22 protein-coding genes are annotated in these 21,570 nt (G+C 52.0%); 10 read left to right on the forward strand and 12 right to left on the reverse strand.

Going from position 1 to position 21,570, the window contains the following annotated elements; all coding sequences use genetic code 11:
• Window positions 1-152: 152 nt before the first annotated feature.
• The 5 genes from ABU178_RS16620 to ABU178_RS16640 form a co-directional block, all read right to left on the reverse strand.
• Window positions 153-1,346 (reverse strand): pyridoxal-phosphate-dependent aminotransferase family protein, encoded by a 1,194-nt coding sequence (locus ABU178_RS16620; protein WP_397216950.1) that lies wholly within the window; start codon window positions 1,344-1,346, stop codon window positions 153-155.
• 63 nt (window positions 1,347-1,409) lie between these two features.
• Entirely contained in the window at window positions 1,410-2,147 is a 738-nt protein-coding gene (locus tag ABU178_RS16625; RefSeq protein ID WP_397216905.1) for an amino acid ABC transporter ATP-binding protein, read from the reverse strand.
• Window positions 2,125-2,814, reverse strand: coding sequence for an amino acid ABC transporter permease (locus tag ABU178_RS16630; protein WP_397216907.1), 690 nt, complete (start codon window positions 2,812-2,814; stop codon window positions 2,125-2,127). The genes ABU178_RS16625 and ABU178_RS16630 overlap by 23 nt, the downstream gene beginning before the upstream one ends.
• Window positions 2,814-3,482 (reverse strand): amino acid ABC transporter permease, encoded by a 669-nt coding sequence (locus ABU178_RS16635; protein ID WP_397216952.1) that lies wholly within the window; start codon window positions 3,480-3,482, stop codon window positions 2,814-2,816. Before ABU178_RS16635 ends, ABU178_RS16630 begins: the two co-directional genes overlap by 1 nt.
• 68 nt (window positions 3,483-3,550) lie before the next feature.
• The gene (locus tag ABU178_RS16640; protein WP_397216909.1) at window positions 3,551-4,369 is read right to left on the reverse strand and encodes a transporter substrate-binding domain-containing protein; all 819 of its coding nucleotides are present in this window, start codon (window positions 4,367-4,369) and stop codon (window positions 3,551-3,553) included.
• A 158-nt stretch (window positions 4,370-4,527) separates the two neighbouring features.
• Here ABU178_RS16640 and ABU178_RS16645 point away from each other — a divergent pair, with 158 nt between their 5' ends.
• The 6 genes from ABU178_RS16645 to ABU178_RS16670 are packed head-to-tail and all read left to right on the forward strand — an operon-like array spanning window position 4,528 to window position 9,976.
• Window positions 4,528-4,812, forward strand: coding sequence for a (2Fe-2S)-binding protein (locus ABU178_RS16645; protein WP_397216911.1), 285 nt, complete (start codon window positions 4,528-4,530; stop codon window positions 4,810-4,812).
• Window positions 4,799-6,214 carry an FAD-dependent oxidoreductase gene (locus tag ABU178_RS16650; RefSeq protein ID WP_397216913.1) on the forward strand — a complete coding sequence of 472 codons (1,416 nt, stop codon included), beginning with the start codon at window positions 4,799-4,801 and terminating at the stop codon, window positions 6,212-6,214. The genes ABU178_RS16645 and ABU178_RS16650 overlap by 14 nt, the downstream gene beginning before the upstream one ends.
• Window positions 6,211-7,356 (forward strand): NAD(P)/FAD-dependent oxidoreductase, encoded by a 1,146-nt coding sequence (locus ABU178_RS16655; protein WP_397216915.1) that lies wholly within the window; start codon window positions 6,211-6,213, stop codon window positions 7,354-7,356. Before ABU178_RS16650 ends, ABU178_RS16655 begins: the two co-directional genes overlap by 4 nt.
• A 7-nt stretch (window positions 7,357-7,363) precedes the next feature.
• Entirely contained in the window at window positions 7,364-8,305 is a 942-nt protein-coding gene (locus ABU178_RS16660; protein ID WP_397216917.1) for a dihydrodipicolinate synthase family protein, read from the forward strand.
• Window positions 8,306-8,323: 18 nt separating this feature from the next.
• Window positions 8,324-9,748: a dihydropyrimidinase gene (gene hydA / locus ABU178_RS16665; protein WP_397216919.1), complete on the forward strand. Its 1,425-nt coding sequence runs from the start codon at window positions 8,324-8,326 to the stop codon at window positions 9,746-9,748.
• Between the two features lie 9 nt (window positions 9,749-9,757).
• Window positions 9,758-9,976, forward strand: coding sequence for a zinc ribbon domain-containing protein (locus ABU178_RS16670; RefSeq protein WP_397216921.1), 219 nt, complete (start codon window positions 9,758-9,760; stop codon window positions 9,974-9,976).
• A 44-nt stretch (window positions 9,977-10,020) separates the two neighbouring features.
• Here the strand turns inward: ABU178_RS16670 and ABU178_RS16675 are convergent, their stop codons facing one another.
• The 5 genes from ABU178_RS16675 to ABU178_RS16695 form a co-directional block, all read right to left on the reverse strand.
• On the reverse strand, window positions 10,021-10,662 hold the full coding sequence (locus ABU178_RS16675) for a GntR family transcriptional regulator (RefSeq protein ID WP_397216923.1): 642 nt from the start codon (window positions 10,660-10,662) through the stop codon (window positions 10,021-10,023).
• Between the two features lie 863 nt (window positions 10,663-11,525).
• Window positions 11,526-12,980 carry a YncE family protein gene (locus ABU178_RS16680; protein WP_397216925.1) on the reverse strand — a complete coding sequence of 485 codons (1,455 nt, stop codon included), beginning with the start codon at window positions 12,978-12,980 and terminating at the stop codon, window positions 11,526-11,528.
• Window positions 12,981-13,042: 62 nt separating this feature from the next.
• On the reverse strand, window positions 13,043-13,453 hold the full coding sequence (locus tag ABU178_RS16685; RefSeq protein WP_397216927.1) for a DUF305 domain-containing protein: 411 nt from the start codon (window positions 13,451-13,453) through the stop codon (window positions 13,043-13,045).
• A 116-nt stretch (window positions 13,454-13,569) separates the two neighbouring features.
• Window positions 13,570-14,397, reverse strand: a complete 828-nt coding sequence (locus ABU178_RS16690; RefSeq protein ID WP_397216929.1) for an alpha/beta fold hydrolase — start codon at window positions 14,395-14,397, stop codon at window positions 13,570-13,572.
• Window positions 14,398-14,584: 187 nt separating this feature from the next.
• Window positions 14,585-15,334 (reverse strand): SDR family NAD(P)-dependent oxidoreductase, encoded by a 750-nt coding sequence (locus ABU178_RS16695; protein ID WP_397216931.1) that lies wholly within the window; start codon window positions 15,332-15,334, stop codon window positions 14,585-14,587.
• A 180-nt stretch (window positions 15,335-15,514) separates the two neighbouring features.
• Between ABU178_RS16695 and ABU178_RS16700 the strand changes: the two genes are divergently transcribed.
• On the forward strand, window positions 15,515-16,420 hold the full coding sequence (locus tag ABU178_RS16700; RefSeq protein WP_397216934.1) for a LysR family transcriptional regulator: 906 nt from the start codon (window positions 15,515-15,517) through the stop codon (window positions 16,418-16,420).
• A 53-nt stretch (window positions 16,421-16,473) separates the two neighbouring features.
• Here ABU178_RS16700 and ABU178_RS16705 read toward each other — a convergent pair whose 3' ends face one another.
• Window positions 16,474-16,713: a hypothetical protein gene (locus tag ABU178_RS16705; protein ID WP_397216936.1), complete on the reverse strand. Its 240-nt coding sequence runs from the start codon at window positions 16,711-16,713 to the stop codon at window positions 16,474-16,476.
• A 295-nt stretch (window positions 16,714-17,008) separates the two neighbouring features.
• On the opposite strand from ABU178_RS16705, the gene ABU178_RS16710 reads away from it, so the two are divergent.
• Together ABU178_RS16710 and ABU178_RS16715 are read left to right on the forward strand one after the other, a co-directional pair.
• Window positions 17,009-17,899 carry a LysR family transcriptional regulator gene (locus ABU178_RS16710; protein WP_397216938.1) on the forward strand — a complete coding sequence of 297 codons (891 nt, stop codon included), beginning with the start codon at window positions 17,009-17,011 and terminating at the stop codon, window positions 17,897-17,899.
• A gap of 507 nt (window positions 17,900-18,406) precedes the next feature.
• The gene (locus ABU178_RS16715) at window positions 18,407-19,885 is read left to right on the forward strand and encodes a SulP family inorganic anion transporter (RefSeq protein ID WP_397216940.1); all 1,479 of its coding nucleotides are present in this window, start codon (window positions 18,407-18,409) and stop codon (window positions 19,883-19,885) included.
• 201 nt (window positions 19,886-20,086) lie between these two features.
• Here ABU178_RS16715 and ABU178_RS16720 read toward each other — a convergent pair whose 3' ends face one another.
• Entirely contained in the window at window positions 20,087-20,665 is a 579-nt protein-coding gene (locus tag ABU178_RS16720) for a helix-turn-helix domain-containing protein (RefSeq protein ID WP_397216942.1), read from the reverse strand.
• Window positions 20,666-20,728: 63 nt separating this feature from the next.
• Between ABU178_RS16720 and ABU178_RS16725 the strand changes: the two genes are divergently transcribed.
• The gene (locus ABU178_RS16725) at window positions 20,729-21,238 is read left to right on the forward strand and encodes a GNAT family N-acetyltransferase (RefSeq protein WP_397216944.1); all 510 of its coding nucleotides are present in this window, start codon (window positions 20,729-20,731) and stop codon (window positions 21,236-21,238) included.
• Window positions 21,239-21,570 lie beyond the last annotated feature (332 nt).

Consider the following 21,570-nt stretch of genomic DNA (forward strand, 5'->3'; position numbering starts at 1 on the left):
CCTCCCTCTCTACTCTTATTAGGTAATCGATGAGGGGACATAAATATTACATTCTCATATCATTCAAATCAGAGTGAATAAGCTCACTATCAGCCCATTCCCTAAGCGCTGTTATAAATCGGGCCGGATAGATTTAGTAAATCCATTGATAATTAAGATTTTTTATGGTTGTCATATACACGCCATGCACTTTCCATTGCCGCACCCTGAATGGTTTTATAACCATGGCGGTTTATTGTTGCCTCCAGAGCAGCAAGAGTCTGCATGACACAGTCCTTACGAGCGTTATATCCCATAGTGCCTATACGCCATACCTTGCCTTTTAAAGGGCCGAAAGATGTTCCAATTTCGATGCCGAAATCGTTCAGCATGCATTCACGTATTTGCTGGTCATGTAAGCTGTCAGGGATGTGAATGCCGAGCACATTATTCATTTTATGTTGAAGATCACCGAAAATTTCCAGCCCCATCGCTTCAATTCCTGAACGCAAAGCGTCGCCATGCAGTTTGTGTCTCGCGATCCCCTCATTAAGACCCTCCTGCAATATTAATCGAGCGCATTCTCGTGCGCCGTAAAGCGCAGTCGTCGCTTCCGTATGATGGTTAAGCCGCTCACTCCCCCAGTAATCCATGACCATGGCCAAATCAAAATAGTTGGAGGAAATGATGGTTTCTTCCCCATCCTGATGGAGGGCATCCCGAATCCCTTCTTCAACATGTCGCCGACGGTAAATGTAATCAGCCATCTGTTCACTCAGCGTTATGGGCGAAGTTCCGGCAGAACCACCAAGACACTTCTGCATCCCGGCCGAAACGGCATCTATGCCCCATAATTCCGTTTCGACTATGTTGCCTCCAAGGGTGGCAGTTGCATCGGTATAAAACAGTACATTGTGACGCCTGCAAATCGCACCTAATTCCTCCATGGGCTGGCGCATGGTGGTTGAGGTGTCGCCATGTACGGTTAATAACAGAGTAGGTCGGACTCGTTTTATTGCATCCTCAATCTGATCGGGGGTAAACACCGTACCCCACGGCGTCTCGATGATATGCACTTCTGCCTGACAACGACGAGCGATTTCACACAGTAAATGACCGAAACGGCCAAACACCGGCACCAGTACCTTGTCACCAGGCCGAATGGCAGAGACCAGAATCGCTTCAATACCAGCACGTGATGTGCCGTTGATTAAGAGTGTCCGGTCGTTATTGGTTCGAAACACCGAGCGATACAACATCATGACTTCGTTCATGTAAGCCGTCATCGCCGGATCATATTGGCCAAGCAGGGGTGCCGACATAGCACGCAACACTCGCGGGTCGGCATTGATTGGGCCAGGCCCCATTAAAAGGCGTTGAGGGGGATTTATCTGGCTAAAAATATGGGCGTTCAAATGATATTCCTGGGGCTAGTGGCGTAATATTTTGCTGACAAACTGGCGTGTACGTTCATGAGTCGGCGCGTCAAAAACCTGGTTTGGTGAACCGATCTCAACCACCTGGCCGTCAGCCATAAACACCACTTTTGATGACACTTCCCGGACAAAACTCATCTCATGGGAAACGATAAACAGAGTGATCCCTTCTGAAGCCAATTCACGGATGGTGTCGAGCACCTCGTTGACCATCTCGGGATCGAGCGCGGCGGTCACTTCATCCAGCAGCAAAATTGTTGGTTTCAGTGCCAGCGCACGGGCTATCGCCACGCGCTGTTGCTGACCGCCGGAGAGTTGATCCGGGTAGGCGTTGATGCGATGAGAGAGTCCAACTCGCTCCAGCAGGCGACGTGCATCCTGTTCCACCTGCTTTTTAGGCCAACCTTTAATTTTGGTTGGCGTGATCATCACGTTTTCCAGTACCGTCATATTCTGGAACAGGTTGTACTGCTGGAACACAATCGCGATGGACTCGCGCAGCTGGCGTAATTCGCTTTTATTCGCGTAATCCACCAGATTATTTTCCAGCATAACCTGCCCCTCTTTCGGCAACAGCAAGCCCATCAGCACGCGCAGTAAGGTACTTTTACCGGAACCGGAAGGCCCAATCAGGCTGATGATGTCACCCTTCTCAACCGATAAAGTGACGTTCTCCAGAACGGGCTGATCGTTATAGGCGGCTTTTAAATTAATGATGTCGAGCTGTGGCAATTTTTCTCTCCAGACGCTTACCCAGGCGCGATAGCGGATAAGACACAATGAAATACAATATGAGGACGACGGCATAGACCAGCGTGGCCGAAAAGCCTTTATCTGACAGAATCTTACTGGCGGATGTAAGCTCCATCACGCCAATCTGCGAAGCGAGTGTCGTGTCTTTGATATACATAACGAAGAAGCTAAAGGTGGGCGGAATTACCACCGTCAGGGACTGCGGAACGATCACATGGCGCAGCGTCTGTAGGTAAGAAAAGTTGAGCGTCTCTGCGGCTTCCCACTGGTTATGATGCACGGACTCCAGCCCACTGCGGATGATTTCCCCAAGGTAGGCGGCGGCGATAATACAGACGCTGATCAGCGCTACGGTAAAGGTCGAAAAACGCAGCCCGGAATACTGACTGATAAAGAACACCAGAAATAACGTCACCAGAAAGGGAATGCGACGGAAAATAAAGAAGTAGATATGCACTGCGCTACGAAGCGGTGACAGGATGGCTGCTTTGCTGTGGATGGTTACTGCCAGCATAAAACCTGCCAGAAAACCAATCAGACAACCCAACGCCGACAGCGCTAGCGTGATCCCCAGACCCTGTAAGAGTAATAACAGGTTGTAATAGGAAAACAGGCCGGTAATTTCTGACCAGTCGAAATAGTTCATTAAAGTCCCCCTGTCCTGGTGCGGAAAAGAAACCGACCCATAATTGCCAGGGCAAAGGTGGCGATAATAGTGATCATAATGTAAATAACGGCGGCCACGGAGAAGGATTCTACTGACAGATACGTTTGTGAACTCAGGTTATAGGTGCGTCCGGTCAGCTCCTCGACGCCAAACATGGAAGCCATTGAGGTGCCGAGGGTCATAACGATGAACTGGTTAGAAAGCGGCCGGAACATCACTTTAATCACATGGGGCAAAATGACGTAACGGATGATCTGGATACGCGAGAACCCCAGCACCTCTGCGGCTTCAATTTCCATACGACGCACCGAATCAAAACCGGCCCGTTGGATTTCACATAAATAGGCACCTGCATTGAAAGTAGCGCCTATGAGCACCGCATTGAACGGCGAGAGCAAAATGCCGACTTCCGGCAAGGCAAAAAACAGAAAATAAATCTGTACAAGCTGCGGGGTATTAGTAGCAAACACCACATAGCCGTTAATAAATTTACCTGCCAACTTTGGACCATAGCGCAGGATGCTGGTGCAAACCATCGCAATCACCATACCAAAGGCGAAAGCCAGCACCGCCAGTTGCAGGCTAATCCAGGCTCCGCCCAGCAGGTAGGGCAACTGATCAAGAATGGGGAAAAAATTCAGGTTCATCAAAACAACGCTCTATCACGCAAGAGCGCCCCAGATCCTGAAGGCGCTCGATTTAATCAGAACGAAACTCAGTATTTCGTCGGCGAGGCAGTAGGATCATGCAGCATGGCGTGACCAAACCATTTCTTCCAGCTGGTGCCGATAAAGCCTGATTGATGCAGCGTGGCGATCTCCGTATTTAACTTCTCACGCAGTGCGGTGTTGCCTTTGCTGACGGCAATGCAGTCGTAATCCACTTCGATCGGGTCATCCACGATATGCCATTTGGTAGGATATTTTTTAGTGTAATCCAACATGAAATCGAGCACGTCAATCAGTGCATCGGCACGACCCTGGGAGATAGCACGAACAGCATCCGGGTAGTTGTCGAGGATTAACAGTTGGGCTTTGGGAATATTGTCCTGAATATATTTGATTGGGGTGGTGCCGCGTACCTGAACCAGCTTCACAGAAGGATCATTCAGATCCTGCCATTTTTTGTATGGCTTTTTATCGGTGGTCAGGATACCCAGTACTTCGGTGTTGACCGGATCGGTGAAATCCACCACCTTCATACGATCATCATTGCGCGTCATACCGCCCATCACCGCATCAATTTTGTCTGACATGATAAACGGCACACGGTCATTTGAGCCGACCGCAACCAGTTCAAGTTTCACGCCCATTGAGTCGGCGATTTTTTTCGCTACCGTCGCATCAAAACCAGAGATCTGATTTTTATCGTCATAGACCCCTAACGGAGGAAGATTTGGGTTAACGCCCACGATCAACGTTTTGGATTTCATGATCTCATCCAGCGATCTGGCATTAGCGGCGGCCGCGCCAAACAAGGCGCTGGCGAGACATCCTGCAACAACCACCCTTGCTAACATGCTAATTCTATTCACTATTTAACTCCCGGTGTCGTCTGATTACTTACCCTGGTGTTGGCAATTTACCAACGATATAAGATACGTATGCTTTACATATACGATTGGTATACGATACTATGCCTTTCATCTTGTCAAGCCTCAATGAGCAGTTGTCGACCAAAAAGGGAGACTTTATGCAGCAAACCTCAGGTAAAAACGTCCGTTTCGTTTTTGACAATCAGGGCTATACCGCCTTACCCGGACAAAGCATTGCCGCCGCGCTTTTTTCAAGCGGCGTCAAAACGTTGCGCTTCAGTCCTCACCAACATCAACCTCGTGGCATGTTTTGTCTGATGGGTTCGTGTCAGGAGTGCCTGGTCATGGTGGAAGGTAAGCGGGTATTGGCTTGCAAAACTGAGGCCAGCGCGGGTCTGATTGTTCAATCTGTTCCGGATATCAATCCTTATGAATCATTATGACCTGATTGTTTTAGGCGCTGGCCCTGCGGGCGCTTCAGCTGCAATGATGGCTGCAGCGAAGGGGCTGCGTGTCGCGTTGTTTGATGAAAATGCCGCAGCGGGTGGTCAGGTCTATCGCGCGCCAATCATGTCGGACGTAAAAATGGATGGTGCGGAATTCAGGGCCGGTGAAACGCTGCGTGATGCCTTATCGCGAAGCGGCGTTTGCACCTTTTTAGGGCATGTCGTTTGGGCCGTCACTGGTGATTATCGCGTTGACGCGCTTGGCCCGGATGGTGCTATCTCCTGCGCTACGACGGCGCTGCTGGTGGCGACCGGCACCACAGAACGGGTCGTCCCGTTTGAAGGATGGACGCTGCCGGGGGTAATTGGCCTGGCAGCTGCCACCATTCTGCTGAAATCGCAACGTACCCTGCCGGGTAAAACCACGCTGGTGGCTGGCTGTGGGCCGCTGCTGGCGGCGGTGGCGGGGAATACCCTCAAAGCGGGCGGTGAGGTGAAGGCCATTGTCGATATTGCATCGCGGGGAGAATGGCTTGACACGGCAGCTGCGCTGTTAAGCCGCCCGGCCATTTTCAAACAAAGTTTGCATTATGGCTTACCCATCCTGCGCGCCAGAATCCCGCTCTACTCACGCCATACACTGGTGAAAGTGAGCATTCATGGCGAACAGTTGCTGGCGGAGCTAGCTCCCTGTGATGCCTCGGCCCGTCCGATTGTCGGCCCGCGCAAACAGATTCTGGTGGATTGTGTTGCCGTGGGCCATGGGCTGACGCCATCCAGTGACATTACGCGTTTGCTGCATGCAAAACATCACTACTCCCGCGAGGCGGGAGGGTGGGTTGCGCAAACTGATGAAAAAGGCCAAACCAGCCGTGAACGATTATTTGTTGCGGGTGATGGTGCCGGTATTCGTGGCGCCGCCGCCGCCATTGAGCAGGGAAAACGGGTCGGTTTGGCCTGCGTTGACATTATTCGCGGCAACAACGCGTCAGAAGCTGAAGCGGATGGTCTCACAAGAGCCTGGCAGCACGCTGCCCGCTTTGGCCAGAAGATGGCAGCCATGATGGCGTTGCGGGAAGGACATGTTAAATGCATACCGCCAGAAACCGTGGTATGCCGCTGCGAAGACGTCACCCGCGCTGAGATTGAGCAAGCCTGCGAGGCCGGTGCGCGTGATGTTAACCAGCTAAAAGCCTGGACGCGCTGCGGGATGGGGCCTTGTCAGGGGCGCACCTGTGGCGATATCGCGGCAGAGTTGCTGGCGACCAAACTGGGTGTGTCGCGTGAATCAGTGGGCATTTTCTCTCCGCGCACCCCGCTGCGCCCGCTCACCATCAGCGATATGACCGGTGACTATGACTATTCCGATATTCCTATTCCTAAGGCGGCTCCGCTGTGACTTCACAACGATATGATGTGTGCATCGTCGGCGGTGGCGTAATGGGCTGCTCCACCGCGCTGTTTCTGGCAAAAGCCGGTATGCGCGTGGTGGTGGTTGAGCGCAATGCCCTGTGCCGCAGCGCATCTGGCGTCAATGCCGGAACCTTAACGCTGCACATGACGCGTGCAGCGCTGGTTCCCTACGCCATGAAAGCGTGGGAAATGTGGATGCATCCGGAAACCTGGTTGGGCCAGGGCGTGCTGGCGACACGCGCCCCCGGTTTATCTCTCGCCTTTACCGACGCCGAAGTCGCGATGCTGGAGGCACGCGCTGCGGCCCGGCGTGAGTATGGCGCGGATATCTCAATCATTGCGCCGCAGGCAGCGATGAAGGTCGATCCAGGCATTAACCCCTCTATCAAGGCGGCCGCCTTTTGTGACATCGACGGCTTCGCCAGTGCTTATCTGACGGGCAAAGCCTTCAACTCGGCGCTGCGTGAGGCAGGCGTCACCCTTATTGAGCAATTTGCCGTCGGACATATAGAAAGGAAAAACAGAGGCTATAGCGTCTCGACGGCTGACCGGAGTCAATCAATTGAAGCGACCCGTCTGGTGCTGGCGGGCGGCGTATGGCTGGAACCGATGTTGGCGATGGTTGGTATCACCATTCCGGTAAAAACGCTGATCAACCAGTTGATCGTTACGGAACGGATGCCACCAATAATGCGTTCTGTCCTGAGTATCGCCAATGGCCTGTTATCCATGAAACAATTTGCTAACGGTACCGTGGTAATTGGCGGCGGCTGGCAGGGTATTGGCTCACGTGAGCTGGGCGGCAGAGAAACCATACCCGAAAACCTGATCGGTAACCTGCGGTTGGGACAACATGCCGTCCCGGCGCTGGCATCTGCCAGGGTCGCCCGTATCTGGCTGGGCCTGGAGTCGGAAACCGCCGATGCGATGCCAATGATTGGGTCGCTGGCGAACCATTCTGAATTGTATGTCATTGGCTGTGTTCATTCCGGTTACACCAGCGGCCCTTACATGGGCAAGCTGCTGGCACAACAGATTTTAGGCCAGCAGCCAGAAATGCCGCTTTTTGAACCATCACGACTGCTGCCCACTGAAGACACTGCGGTCGCATCTTTTTCCAGAGGTTAATAATAAAATGAAAAAGTTACACCATTACCAGGGTGTGTATGCTGCGACCGTCTGTCCAATGGACATCACCGGTCGCCACATCGATGAAGCAAGCCTGGTCGCTCACTTGCGTCAGGTTTCACAGGTAAAAGGGATGCGTGGTCTGCTGATTAACGGTCACGCCGGAGAAAACTTTGCGCTCTCGCGTGAAGAAAAACGTCGCGTGGTCACGTTGGCGCGTCAGGTATGTCCGCCGGACACACTGCTGGTGGCAGGTCTTAACGCCGAGGACAGCTATGATGTCCAGGCGCAGGCCGATGATGCAAAGGCTGCCGGTGCCGATGCTATTCTGCTGTTTCCTCCCTATTCATGGACGCTCTCTACCGATGATAAAACGGTGCTCAATCATCACCGCATCGCCAATGAAAACGCAGGTTTGCCCATGATGCTTTACCAGGCCAGCGTCAGTTCCGGCGGTATGGCCTATCCTCCCGCGTTGCTGCAACAACTGGTGTGTTTGCCTGGCGTGGTGGCGGTGAAAGAAGGAAGCTGGGAAACCGCTACCTATGAAGCCAACCTGCGGCTGGTGCGGGAAGTCGCGCCACATGTGGCGATGATGGCGTCGGGTGATGAACATCTCTTAACCTGTTTCACGCTTGGCACCGATGGCAGTCTGGTAAGCCTGGCGGCAGTGGTACCTGAACTGGTAGTGGCGCTGTATAACGCGGTGCAGGAGCAGAACCTGGCCGAAGCGCAGCGTCTGCATCAATATATCTATCCGCTGGCGAAGGAAATTTATGGTTCCTGGCCTGGCACCCATGCCAATGCGCGTTTAAAAGCCTGCTTACATCTTGACGGCCATCTTCCCCATGCGATGCCGCGCCCGCCAGTGCCTGCCGTCGATGACGCACAGCGCCAGCGGTTAGCGACAGCATTGACTTTTGCACAATCTTTTACTGCCACCCCTTAAGTTCAAGCGGAGCCAAACATGACCAGTACTCTGATTCGCGGTGGGCGCATTATCACTGCGGTGGATGATTATCACGCAGACATTCTTATCGAAAATGAAAAGATCGTCAGCATCGGCCTGAACCTACAACCTGGCGCAAACTGTCAGGTGATTGAAGCCAGCGGCATGCTGCTGTTCCCGGGTGGTGTGGACTGCCACACCCATATGGAAAATACCTTCGGTCCGTCAGTAACCGCTGATAACTTTAAATCGGGAACCCGCTCTGCGGCCTTTGGTGGCACAACGACCATCATCGATTTTGCATTGCAGAATCAGGGTACGAGTCCACTGCAGGCTATCGAACGCGCCCAGTCCAAGGCTGACAACGTTGCCAGCATTGATTATGGCTTTCACGTGATTATTACGGCTGTCGATAAGCAGGTGCTGGAGGACATGCGCTACGCCATTCGTCATGAAGGTGTTTCCAGCTTCAAGATGTTTATGGCGTATCCAGGCACGGTGATGTCTGACGATGCGGCCATTTTTCAGGCGATGCGCATGGTCGGTCAGCATGGAGGCATGGTAGCGTTGCATGCTGAGAACGGCACTATCGTCGAATTGTTGATACAAGAAGCGCTGGCGCAGGGACATACTTCCCCGCGCCACCACGCGCTGACGCGCCCGGCGTTGCTGGAGGGTGAAGCAACTCATCGTGGTATTAAGCTCGCTGAACTGGCGGAAGCGCCGGTTTACTTTGTCCATCTTTCGGCGAAAGAGGCGCTGAAGCATGTGGTTGAAGCCCGTGACCTGGGCATTCCGGTATTCGCGGAAACCTGTCCTCATTACCTGTTTTTCGATGAATCCTCCTATGCAGAAAATGATGAGTCAGACAGCTTTGAGGGCGCGCGTTTTGTCATGAGTCCCCCCCTGCGATCCAAAGATGCGCAGAACGCGCTCTGGACAGCGCTGAAAACCGATGATTTGCAACTGATTTCTACCGACCATTGTCCGTATTGCATGAAAGAAGGTCATTTGGGAAAAATTAATCAGAAGCCGTTGGGCGCGAATGATTTCTCCAAAATTCCTAACGGGGTTCCGGGTGTCGAGACACGTATGACGGTGGTTTATGACGGGGGAGTACGCAGTGGTCGTATATCGTTAAACCGCTTTGTCGAATTAATGTCTACTGCTCCGGCAAAGCTGTTTGGCCTGTTCCCGCAGAAAGGCACCATCGCAGTCGGCAGCGATGCTGATATCGTGATTTTTGACCCCAATGAAAGACACACCATCAGCGCCGCGACGCAACATAGCGACGTTGATTTTACTCTCTTCGAAGGACATCAGGTGCAGGGTAAAGTAAAGAAAGTGCTGCTACGGGGTAAGATGCTGGTCAGCGATGACCAATGGGTGGGTAAAACTGGCCAGGGTCGGTTTATTCCCCGTGGTGAAGTGGGCAAGTGGTAGGAGAAGAAAATGCCGTACTACGACTACGAATGCTCAGACTGTGGAACTTTTGAACTGCGCCGTTCGGTAGCGACGCGCGATGAACCCGCGCCATGTCCAATCTGTCAAAAAAATAGAGCGCGAAAAGTAAGTTTTCAACCTGTGTTACTACGCAGCAAACCCAGTGTAGAAAAGCGTAATCCTCTGCATGTTGAGGGATGTCCCTGCTGCCCTGGTGCGTTCAAATAATCCGCTGACAAAGGGTATGCGGATGGCGCATACCCTTGCTGTGACTAATTGCCCTCAGTAATCCTTTTTAGTACAAAGGCAGACAGGTTACGAATATGCGTACTTACAGCCTGACTGGCGGCGGCGGCATCACCTGTTTTCCACGCATTGAGGATCGCCAGGTGTTCTTCTCGGTCTTCTTCAATGCGGTTAAAAGGTGTAATGAGTTCAAACATCCGGCTCTGGGTGCGAGCCTGTTCAATCATGCGCGCAAGCACCGCATTGCCTGAGTGCTGGGCAAACAAGGTGTGCACGGTATCATCAACGTCCCAGTAGGCTTGCTCTGGTTGTCCCGCCTTCAGGGACTGAACCTGATCGATAATATGTTCGATAATATCCGGTTCAATTTTTTTGATTGATAATGCAATGGCTTCAGTTTCCAGCAACTCACGTACTTTCATGGTTTGGAAATATTCCTGAGCACTGATAAAACGTACGGAATAAGAGCGTGCGTTCGTTCTTACTAACAATCCTTCGCCTTCAAGTCGGAGTAAGGCTTCCCGCAGCGGGGTGCGAGAAATATTGAGTTCTTCAACCAGCCGACCTTCAATGACGGCTCCGCCACTACGAAGCGTTTTTTCCAGAATCATACGACGCAGAGTAAGATAGGCAAGTTCACCCAACTTCTCAGTAGAGGCTTGTTTCATTGAGCTCACTTCATATACACCGTTAAGATATTTATCTCAAAGTATACATTACGTGTACGAAGTGAAAAAGCATAGAAGTCTGATAATTACCTGTGATTTACGTTTGATTTTTTTAGTTATGAAGTAAGCAACATTAAGGCATCTCTATGGATAGACATTTTTTATTAATAGAGGATTGGTATTCTTATGAAAGAATAAACAAAGATCTCTGCCATAAATTGATGCTCCTGTTCGCGCTAACCACCCTACCCTGTGCAACTGCCGTTTAAGCAGCGGCCTTCCCGGCGCACAGAACCCAGCCGGTCGAAGACGAAAGAACGCCTCAGGCGCACCACCCACAGCGGCACCCCTACTTTAGTTACACCATTCACTAACAGCGACAGCAGTACCGGCCCTGCGGGCCGGGCGGCCGGGGCTGTTCAGTGGGGGCAACCGGGGTTCAGGTCCGGCTCCGGGGTTTTGCCGGAGAGGGGCGCGGGGTTTCAGGTTGGGCTGGGGTGATCTGTTAAACAGGATTATTAATGGATGATGTAACTACAGGATGTTGTCCGCTGCCGGTCGGCGGGAGCTGCTTCTGATTCTGAGCGGCGCGGACGCCTGCGGCCGCTGCAGGCGAAGGCATTCGATTTATCCACGCAAAACGTCTGCCTGAAAACCTTCTTTAGCTATGTGCCAGAAGCAGACATTGCTCACAACGGACCATGTTATTTTGCGGGGGAGCAGGTCAATCCGACTCGTACCTCAGTGCAATACTGTATCCAGCCCATAAAAAAGCCGCTTACGCGGCCCTTAGCCTCTTGTTCAATATTCATTTATTCAAACCATTCAGCAGTACGAGGTGGGCAAGTCACCCCTCTGTTAGATCAGGGCGCCTGAATCTGTACGATTTCTCGCTGCTGGCTGCCATCGCTTCTGGCAATGACAAGATAGCGACGTTCATCCTCGTGACGTGCATCCACGATCTGCCGAATTGGGCCGACGGCGTTTACAATAGCGGCACCAGCAGCATTAGCCATAAAACCCGTAAGCGGCTCCAGCTCACCACTACCGTCTGCTTTCGATGACAGGGCCAGCAGATAAGGTTGCTTTGGCTCCAGCCCGGTCGCTGATGCCTGGAGGACTTGGGTGATCCCCTGCTCAAACAGAGAAACCGTTGTCGCCGGCGGCGCATCATCAGGAGCACCCATTGACCTAAGCTGGAGATGCACAGCCTGACCGGCAATTCCCAGTGGCTGCAGGCCCTTCATCCCGTCGCCCTGTGGTACTGCGCCTGGCACATAGGCAACGGCCTGCGGTGCCTGCCCAATCGAAATCGTGGTTAATACTTTGTAGGTTGTGGTATCTATAGCTGCAAGCGCATCAGCATTTTCCAGACCAACGTAAACACGCTTTCCGTCTCCGGATGGCCAGAGACCGTGCGGCAGATTCCCAACCGGGATAGATGCTACCTGCGCGAAGTTATCGGTACGGTAAACATTTACTTTGTTGAGTCCACCTACCGTGATCCAGGCGAAACTGCCCCTTGCATTTTGCACTATATTGACGTGATTGGTGATGGGACCGGTGTCCAGGGTTTTAATGATAGTAAAAGGCGGCTTAGCGTTAAAGACCTGTACTTTCCCCGTGTCCTTAAGTGTAAACCATACCTGTTTTCCGTCCGGCGACGCCGCAATGTTCGGGCAGAACGGACTGGCCTGTTTTACTGTGCCAATAATTTTGTGCGTCCTCACGTCAACCACTACCGTCTCCGGATTGAATGAGGAGCAGACATAACCGTACTGTCCGTCAGGCGAGAATATCTGCATGCCGGGTCCGCCCGGCACTTTAATACGTGTTTTTTCTTCGCCACTGCTGGCATCCAGCACCGAGACGTAATCCTCACCACGCACCGTTACCCACACCTCTTTTCCGTCAGGAGTGAAGAACGCCTCATGTGGCGAACGCCCCACGTAGGTGATATGCCTGACCGCATTGGTGGCGGTATCGATAAAGCTCACCGAGTTTGAGCCAATCGAAACAACAACCAACGTTTTACGGTCGGGTGAAAAGCCCATGCCATGCACCAGTACCTGCCCTCTATAGAGGGGGCTTAAGTTTGCAGGCTGAGGATCGCCAAGTCGGATGACGCCGAGCAGCTTATTACTGGCCGGATCGGTAACAGAGATCGTATTAGAGAACTGTTCGGCCGCATAGACGCGGTCATTGTGGCTTAGCGGAATATCAGTTGCTGAAGCGCCGAACGGAGCCTGACCAGCTAACGCGGGCAAAGCAGAGAGCGCAACAGCGGCAGCAAGCCCTGTTCGTAATAACGTTTTCATAGAAGCGTCCTGTTCAATGGGATCTGTAAAAAGGAAAATTTGCCAGCGGCATAAACGGGGTATCAGGGCTTCACACCCTTCGCAGGCGTAATCTGGTCGGGAGCGGCCTGCGCGGGCGGCAGCGGTTTGTTGAGCGCCTGATACATGGCGGTTATCTCCTGCTGCTGGGTGACAATGATTTCCTGCGCGATGCGTCTGAGTTGCGGATTCGTGCCGTAACGCAGTTCGGCGATGGCCATATCAATCGCGCCCTGATGGTGCGGGGTCATTATCGCCACGAAATCTTCATCAATATTGCCGGATGGCTTAACCTCCATCTCGGTCATCATCCGATCCATTGCCGTCTGGTTGTCCTGAATAAATGCGGTTTCGGAAGAGTTTGGCTGGACAAACTGGGCAATGTGCTCGTGTGCTTTAACCTCCGCTATATATAACAGTACCAACACGGTGAAAAGGAATTTATACAATTTCATGCGCATATATGCCTTTATTCAAAAGGATAGTAAAAGGAAAATGCGGGTTAATGGTTTAAATACCAGGAAATAACATGACCACCCCATCATTCAATGAGGTGGAGAATCCTGACATTCTACAACTTAATAAAATTCAGAAGATCATTATTAAGCTGATTTTGATGTGTTGCCGCCAGACCGTGCGAGGCGCCTGAATAGATTTTCAGCTCTGCGTTGGGGATAATATCGGCAGATAAAATGCCTGAGTGAGCAATGGGGACGATCTGATCGTCATCGCCATGAATAACCAGCGCCGGAACGGTAATCTTTTTCAAATCTTCCGTGTAGTCTACTTCGGAAAATTCCCTGATACAGGCATACTGACCGACAATCGAACCTGCCATACCCTGATTCCAGAAACTCAGGCGCAGACCTTCATTGATCTCAACACCCTCGCGATTCATGCCGAAAAAAGGGATCGCCAGGCTCAGATAAAAGTCTGAGCGATTTTCCATTACTCCCTTGCGGATGCCGTCAAATACCGCGATATCAGTGCCTTCAGGCCACTGTGCCGATGAAACCATAATCGGAGGAACAGCACCGACCAGAACCACTTTAGCCACGCGGGTAACGCCATGGCGCCCAATGTAATGGGCGACTTCACCGCCGCCGGTAGAGTGACCAACCAGCACCGCGTTTTTGATGTCCAGCTCATCGAGAAGGGCTGCCAGGTCGTCGGCGTAGGTGTCCATATCATTACCGTGAGCAGGCTGATCGGAGCGACCGTGTCCACGACGATCGTGGGCAATAACACGATAACCTTGTTGCCACAGAAACAGCATCTGCCCATCCCAGGCATCTGAACTGAGGGGCCATCCATGTGAGAAAATAACCGGCTGTGCATGCTTATCACCCCAGTCTTTATAAAATATTTTGGTTGCGTCAGATGTGGTAATAAAACTCATGTTTATTTTTCCTTTAATAATGTGCAGATGATTTCAGGCTGATGGCATTATCAGCATAAATTTATACGGTCATTAATAATGATATTCATAAACCATAAATTTCTTTGTAGATCATAATCTACGGAAAGGCATTAAATACGATGTTGCGGTCGCCATAAAATTTGAGGATGGCCGGTTCCGCAGTCAATTAAATCTGCGCTAATCCGCCGTCAACATATATTTCCGATCCGTTAATGAAGCTCGCATCATCAGACGCCAGAAACGCAACTGTTTTTCCGATCTCTTGCGGTTCACCCAAGCGACCCAAGGGTACGCCCGCTGCCAGCATATTAAACAGGCCCTGACGATGCTCTTCCGGGACGAGCCCTCCCAGGCCAGGCGTGCGGATTGGACCCGGACTCACGACATTCACACGGATACTACGGTCCTTGAGGTCAAGCGCCCAGGTGCGTGCCAGATTACGTACCGCCGCTTTACTTGCGCTGTAAACGCTGAAACTGGCCGTACCTTTTACCGCAGCCGTTGAGCCGGTAAGAATCACAGAAGCGCCGTTCGTCAGCAGCGGCAGCGCTTTCTGAACGGTAAACAACACACCGCGTACGTTTGTCCCGAAAATACGATCAAAGTGCTCTTCAGTAATGGCGCCCAATGGCAACATATCGCCGCCACCAGCATTGGCGAAAAGCACGTCCAGTCTGCCAGCTTCGTCGGCAATTGTAGAAAATACTGTATCAAGGTCGCTTAATACGGAGGCATCGGCTCGGATCCCTCTGGCTGCCGGCCCGATTAAGGCTACTGCGGCATCAAGTTCTTCCTGACGGCGGCCGGTTATATAAACTTTTGCGCCCTGCTCTGTCAGTTCCTGCGCTGATGCCAGGCCAATACCAGAACTGCCACCGGTAACCAACGCTATCTTGCCCGAAAGTTTGGTACTCATAGTGCACTTCCTTAATTAAAGTATGATTATGCTTTATAAGTCATTAGCTTACAGTTAGATTCATACTGTAAAGTTCGGTAATTACTGTATCGTTAATATTCAAACCGGAAAAACACATAAATTAAAAAAACACTTTCCACGTCCGTGGATAATCGAAAATTAATACCAGGAACAGTGCGAATGGACCAATTTTTAGCCCTGAAAGCTTTCACGCGGATTGTCGAAGCTGGCAATTTTACCCGCGCAGCTGACTCCCTGAACATGCCGAATGCCACACTCAGTAAAACCATCCAGCAGCTGGAATCACATCTGGGAGTTTGCCTGCTGCAGCGCACCACGCGGCGGATTACAGTCACGCCTGAAGGGCGGGAGTACTATGAAAAGGCCCTACGAGTACTTAGAGATTTGGAAGAGATCGATGCATCATTTAAGACATCCCGCAACAAATTGAAAGGCCACCTGCGTATAGCGATAGGAGGTTCGACCGCGCGCGATGTTTTGATACCGTTGCTGGTTGACTTCATGGCGGTCTATCCGGATATCCGTATTGATCTGGAGGTAGCAGATAAACCCTCAGATCTTATCAGAGGTAATATTGACTGCGCTGTCAGAGGAGGACCAATGGATGACTCTACGCTGATAGCGCGCAAAATCGGAGAAGCGACCATGATTACCTGCGCCACACCCGCCTATCTCAGGCTTTACGGCATCCCGGCTTATCCTGAGGAACTGAAGAACGGACACCGGCTCATCAGTTATCTGTCACCGGCGACGGGACGAGCGTTTCCCTTTAGGTTTGAGCATAACGGCGTTAATACGGAGATCAAAACGGAGTATCATCTCGGTATAAATGAGAGCAACGCGCATATTGCAGCCGGAGAAGCGGGCTTAGGAATTGTGCAAACCTTTACTTATTCCCTGAGACGTGAGCTGGCAACCGGTACGCTGGTTGAAATACTCCGTAAATGGCGTCCATCGCCCTACCCCTTTCACGTTGTCTATGCGCAGAACCGGCACGTTCCTCACCGGCTTCGGGTTTTTATTGAATGGCTTGTGGAGGCGTTCCCGGCCGTAGTTAAGGAATAACAGAGAAAAATCAGGCGGGAACGGCAGGGGAATTTTCCCGCGAGCAAAGTGTATCATTTGCTGAGAAAAACACGGGCGCTTGATAACTTGCCATCACTGACAGTAAACACATCCTCGCCGCGCACCAGATAAGGATTGTCTTTCGGACCATAGCCCCAGGTCACGCGGGCAATGCCGTGATTCCACTCAACCGGAGTCGGCGTGAAGATAAAGCCCGGGTGCTGTGACTGCACCTTACTGATGGCCGCATTTACACGTTCTGCGCCTTCATTCAGTCCGTCATAGTCCGCCACGAAAAAGTCTGATGTGTAAGACCAGCGGCCCCTGATCTGCACTGAAGGTCGATGCAGAGAGGCCTGCCGTACCCAGCAACAATGAGGTGGCGAAAAGTGATGAAGCGATGCGGTGAGTTTTCATTTTTGTCTGCCTGTAATGAGTTCATGACTCGAATCTGATTCGCTGGCGATAGCCATTGTTGTTGCGATGAGAGAAGCATATCGACGAAAATGAATATTCAAAATAGAATGGTTTGAAACTTATTATTGCAAATTTGAAATGAACAGATTCCCTGATTTCGAAGGACTCGCGATGTTTGCGAAAGTGGCAGAGGAAGGTTCTTTTGCGGCAGCGGCAAGGGGGATGGGCGTCTCCGTTCCTACCGTATCACGTGCTGTAGCACGACTGGAGGAGCGATTGGGCGGTCGTCTGTTTAACCGGACATCGCGCCAGCTTGCTTTAACGGAGTTCGGTCAGAGCATGGCCGCAAAGGCATCTGAGATGTACCGCCAGGCTGAAGAGATAGAAAGCGAAGCTCATGAACTGTCGGTACAACCACGTGGTCAGGTACGTTTAGCGGTGCCTATGTCTTTCGGCTTACGCTGGGTTGCGCCCCTGATGCCAGAACTTATCCGGCAGTTCCCGGAATTGAGTGTGGATCTACATCTGTCAGATGAAGCAGTTGACCTAATCGCAGAAGGCTTTGACGCCGCGTTGCGTATTGCAGCGCTGCCGGACTCTTCGCTGGTAGCGCGCAGGTTATGTGAAGTAACGCAATATCTGGTCGCCTCACCGGCCTATCTTGCCGAACAGGGCGTGCCGCAGCATCCTCGCGAACTTTCTGTCCGGAAGTGCTTCAGCTATGCCTATCGTGCACGGAGTCAGGTATGGCGGTTTACCCACGCTTCTGGCGCGCAGGAGGACATTGTGCCAGGCGGACCGCTGCGCGTAACCAACTCCGATGCGTTGCTGCCGCCCCTGCTGGCAGGCCAGGGGATCGCTGAGCTGCCGGAATTTATTGCTGTAGAGTATCTGAGAGATGGACGCCTGATGCATTTACTTGATGAGTGGTCAATGACGCAGGGTGGACTCTATTTTGTGACCCCCACCTCGCGCAGCCGCCCGCTGAAGGTCAAGGTGCTATCGGATTTCTTTGCTAAGCATCTTCGTGAACCTGCATGGCGCTGGCCAGACCGTTCTTAATCCCCGGCCCGATATTATTGTATTTATGAAATGATAGATTTCATTCTTTGCTCTCCAGTTCAGAACTATCTGGACAGCATTCAGATTCCAAAAACCGCAGCTTCCCTTTTTGCTGCCGATGGCGTGCTGGAGTTGCCCTCTCTGCAAACGCCGGGCTTGCCGCATCGCGTTTTGCAATGAAAGGCCCAGTCATTGATCTTCACTGCTTTTCGTTTATAGTAAAACGCTGCGCTGTACTGCTCGGGCTATTTACCTGAAAAGTCAGACTTCGCCGCCTGCTCTGAACCCCTATATTCAGTCGATATAACCTGGTCCTGAAAGCATAAAACAGCCGTAAAGGAGAACTTAAACAATTATGCGTCTTACGCCACCCTGAGTCTTAACCCTCCTCTGTCGCACTGAGTAACCTCAGTCGCGCACTCAAAAACATCCCGTCTGCGGATGTGTCTTTTCGTACATAAATTTTGCCCTCACGGGCTGACTGCATTCAAAAACTGAGAAACTACTATGTTGCTGTCCTCGACGCGTAAGGACTGGCTGGGTAACGTCCGTGGTGACGTCCTCGCCGGTATTGTGGTCGCGCTCGCGCTTATTCCGGAAGCGATCGCCTTTTCCATCATCGCTGGCGTAGATCCTCAGGTCGGTCTCTACTCCGCGTTCTGTATTCCCATTGTTATGGCCTTCTTTGGCGGCCGCCCGGCGATGATTTCCTCCTCCACCGGTGCGATGGCGCTGCTGATGGTCACTCTGGTGAAAGACCACGGGCTACAGTATCTGCTCGCCGCCTCCGTGCTGACCGGTGTGTTCCAGCTGATTGCCGGATATCTGAAGCTCGGCAGCCTGATGCGCTACGTGTCCCGTTCGGTGGTTACCGGCTTCGTGAACGCGCTGGCGATACTGATATTCATGGCGCAGCTGCCGGAGCTCACCAACGTCACCTGGCACGTATATGCCCTGACCGCTGCCGGCCTCGGTATCATCTATCTCTTCCCGTACCTGAATAAAACCCTTCCCTCTCCCCTGATCTGCATCATCGTGCTGACCGCCATTTCTATGTGGCTTCACCTTGACGTGCGAACCGTGGGTGACATGGGCAAGCTGCCGGACAGCCTGCCGGTGTTTCTGATTCCGGACATCCCGCTTAGTCTCGACACGCTGCTGATTATTCTGCCGTACTCGGCGGGGCTTGCCGTGGTGGGGCTGCTGGAGTCAATGATGACTGCCACTATCGTAGATGACATGACCGACACGCCCAGCGACAAGAACCGCGAGTGCAAGGCGCAGGGTATTGCCAATATCTGCACCTCGTTCATTGGCGGTATGGCGGGCTGCGCCATGATTGGCCAGTCGGTAATTAACGTGAAGTCCGGCGGACGCGGGCGACTTTCTACGTTTACGGCGGGCGTGGTGCTGCTGTTAATGGTGGTATTCCTGCGCCAGTGGGTGTCTCAGATACCCATGGCGGCACTGGTTGCGGTGATGATTATGGTCTCCATCGGCACTTTCTCGTGGCGCTCCATCAGTAACCTGCGCTCTCACCCGCTCTCAACCAGCGTAGTGATGCTGGCAACCGTTGTTGTGGTGGTTGCCACGCATAACCTGGCGTTTGGCGTACTGACCGGCGTGCTGATTGCCGCGCTGAACTTCGCCGCCAGGGTCGCCCGCTTTATGGCGGTCTCCTCTGAGCTGAAGGGCGATACCCGCACCTACACCGTAACCGGCCAGGTCTTCTTTGCCTCGTCTGACCGGTTTACCAGCCACTTTGACTTCCGCGAGGCGCTGGAGCGAGTGGTGATCGACGTGACGCACGCCCATTTCTGGGACATAACGTCGGTCAGCGCGCTGGACCGCATCGTGATCAAGTTCCGCCGCGAGGGCACCGGGGTTGAAATCAGGGGCATGAACGATGCGACCCGCACCATCATTGAACGCTTTGGCGTGCATGACAAACCCGAAGAGGTCGAAAAGCTGATGGGCGGCCATTAATTCACAGGAGATGCATTATGAATAACAACGTCATTGCCTGGTGGACCTTGCAATCCGGATCCAAACAGACTCCTTTTTGAAATATCCGAGTGTCCGCTTAGAGCGATCAGCGGACATTGGAGATTCAAAAAATGAATACCCGAATAGTATGTTTATCAGTTATGGAAGGCTGGCATGGTGTGCGTAATCGGTAAGTTACGTTCAGGCAGGCTTGAGCACAACTACGGCATATCGACACACTTCATCAGTGTCATTTTTGAATACACAATCAGCGGGATCGCCAAGTTCCAGACAATCGCCAGTGAGCATATCAAATGTGTTCATTCCTTCTTCAAACGTCAGCCTGCCCTCAATTACCCATATAAGCTGTCGTCGGGAAAGATAAGAGATGGCAGGCATAGGGACAGCGGAATTAGCAGGAAGCTCAACGCTGACCAGGTCCACGGGGATTTGCCCGGGTGAGACGTGGCGACGAATATAACCGGTTTCAGGATCCTGCCAGACGGCCTGGTTTTCATGTCTGACGAGCGTACCTGTGCGCACCTCTGTCTGGGCAAGGAGCTGTGACATTGACATATCAAAAGAACCTGAAAGCCGTGCCAGAAGCGTGGCAGTCGGGCTGCTTTTTCCACTTTCAATTTTATGGATCATTGCCCGCGATACACCGGAATTTTCAGCCAGCTCCGTCAGTGACCAGCCCCGCCTTTCTCTTTCCTGACGCACTTTTTGGCCGATACGGGCATTCAGCTTGTCTTCTTTACTGGACATTTCATCTAACATATTGGATAAATAAGATAGTGTATGATTTATCTACTTTATTAGATGAACGAAGGGGTGTCTACCATGCTTATCCGTACTGCTACAGAACGTGATGCTGAAATGATTGCGGAGATTTATAACGATGCCGTGCTTAACACGACTGCTGTCTGGAATGAAAAAACGGTCGATTTTCTTGACCGCTTAAAGTGGATGAGAGCTCGCCAGGATGCTGGTTTTCCTGTCATCGTGGCAGTGGATGAAACGGATGCTGTGCTGGGATATGCCTCTTATGGTGACTGGCGTCCCTGGGACGGATACCGGCACACCGTGGAACACTCCGTCTACGTTCATAAGAGTACGCGGGGTGGAGGAGCAGGCACCGCGCTCATGCAAGAACTTATCAGACTGGCTGCAAAACAAGGTAAGCACATCATGGTTGCAGGCATTGAATCTGAAAACGCTGCATCGATTGCACTGCATAAAAAGTTTGGATTTTCCGAAGCTGGCCGGATGTCAGAGGTTGGCACCAAGTTTGGCCGCTGGCTTGGCCTGACATTTTTGCTGCTGCGTCTGGATGAGCGCGAATTACCCTGAAACGGTCTGGTTAGTTGTTTACCATCTAAGCCATAATCTGAAAGTTAGTGAGCGACCCTCTGTTGATCAGCACTCCTGTGTAAGTAACTTCCGCTTCTGGCACAAAGCTGCCAGTAGGGAAGTCATCCGGCAGCAGTGAGCCATTAGCAGGTCTGGTGCGTTAATTCATAGTGGTGATATCAACCGATATAGTTTTCAAAGAACAATTTAATCCGGTGACATAAAATGTCATTTGAGAAATCACACAAGGTTTCCCTTTGATTTCCTCACGTCTGCCCTGGGCCAGTAAATTACAGCTTTTTGAGCATACATATGCCGCAGCCGTCGTGCCC

This window comes from Pantoea osteomyelitidis, assembly GCF_044342975.1.
Taxonomy (GTDB): Bacteria; Pseudomonadota; Gammaproteobacteria; order Enterobacterales; family Enterobacteriaceae; genus Pantoea; species Pantoea osteomyelitidis.

What these genes read in the sequence shown, in the direction of transcription:
- ABU178_RS16645 (WP_397216911.1), top strand. Translation starts at nt 4,528, where the DNA reads ATGCAGCAAACCTCAGGTAAAAACGTCCGTTTCGTTTTTGACAATCAG.
- ABU178_RS16635 (WP_397216952.1), bottom strand. Translation starts at nt 3,482, where the DNA reads ATGAACCTGAATTTTTTCCCCATTCTTGATCAGTTGCCCTACCTGCTG.
- ABU178_RS16710 (WP_397216938.1), top strand. Translation starts at nt 17,009, where the DNA reads ATGTTTGCGAAAGTGGCAGAGGAAGGTTCTTTTGCGGCAGCGGCAAGG.
- ABU178_RS16690 (WP_397216929.1), bottom strand. Translation starts at nt 14,397, where the DNA reads ATGAGTTTTATTACCACATCTGACGCAACCAAAATATTTTATAAAGAC.
- ABU178_RS16670 (WP_397216921.1), top strand. Translation starts at nt 9,758, where the DNA reads ATGCCGTACTACGACTACGAATGCTCAGACTGTGGAACTTTTGAACTG.
- ABU178_RS16685 (WP_397216927.1), bottom strand. Translation starts at nt 13,453, where the DNA reads ATGAAATTGTATAAATTCCTTTTCACCGTGTTGGTACTGTTATATATA.
- ABU178_RS16620 (WP_397216950.1), bottom strand. Translation starts at nt 1,346, where the DNA reads ATGGGGCCTGGCCCAATCAATGCCGACCCGCGAGTGTTGCGTGCTATG.
- ABU178_RS16680 (WP_397216925.1), bottom strand. Translation starts at nt 12,980, where the DNA reads ATGAAAACGTTATTACGAACAGGGCTTGCTGCCGCTGTTGCGCTCTCT.
- ABU178_RS16700 (WP_397216934.1), top strand. Translation starts at nt 15,515, where the DNA reads ATGGACCAATTTTTAGCCCTGAAAGCTTTCACGCGGATTGTCGAAGCT.
- ABU178_RS16695 (WP_397216931.1), bottom strand. Translation starts at nt 15,334, where the DNA reads ATGAGTACCAAACTTTCGGGCAAGATAGCGTTGGTTACCGGTGGCAGT.
- ABU178_RS16725 (WP_397216944.1), top strand. Translation starts at nt 20,729, where the DNA reads ATGCTTATCCGTACTGCTACAGAACGTGATGCTGAAATGATTGCGGAG.
- ABU178_RS16715 (WP_397216940.1), top strand. Translation starts at nt 18,407, where the DNA reads ATGTTGCTGTCCTCGACGCGTAAGGACTGGCTGGGTAACGTCCGTGGT.
- ABU178_RS16650 (WP_397216913.1), top strand. Translation starts at nt 4,799, where the DNA reads ATGAATCATTATGACCTGATTGTTTTAGGCGCTGGCCCTGCGGGCGCT.
- ABU178_RS16630 (WP_397216907.1), bottom strand. Translation starts at nt 2,814, where the DNA reads ATGAACTATTTCGACTGGTCAGAAATTACCGGCCTGTTTTCCTATTAC.
- hydA (WP_397216919.1), top strand. Translation starts at nt 8,324, where the DNA reads ATGACCAGTACTCTGATTCGCGGTGGGCGCATTATCACTGCGGTGGAT.
- ABU178_RS16720 (WP_397216942.1), bottom strand. Translation starts at nt 20,665, where the DNA reads ATGTTAGATGAAATGTCCAGTAAAGAAGACAAGCTGAATGCCCGTATC.
- ABU178_RS16675 (WP_397216923.1), bottom strand. Translation starts at nt 10,662, where the DNA reads ATGAAACAAGCCTCTACTGAGAAGTTGGGTGAACTTGCCTATCTTACT.
- ABU178_RS16660 (WP_397216917.1), top strand. Translation starts at nt 7,364, where the DNA reads ATGAAAAAGTTACACCATTACCAGGGTGTGTATGCTGCGACCGTCTGT.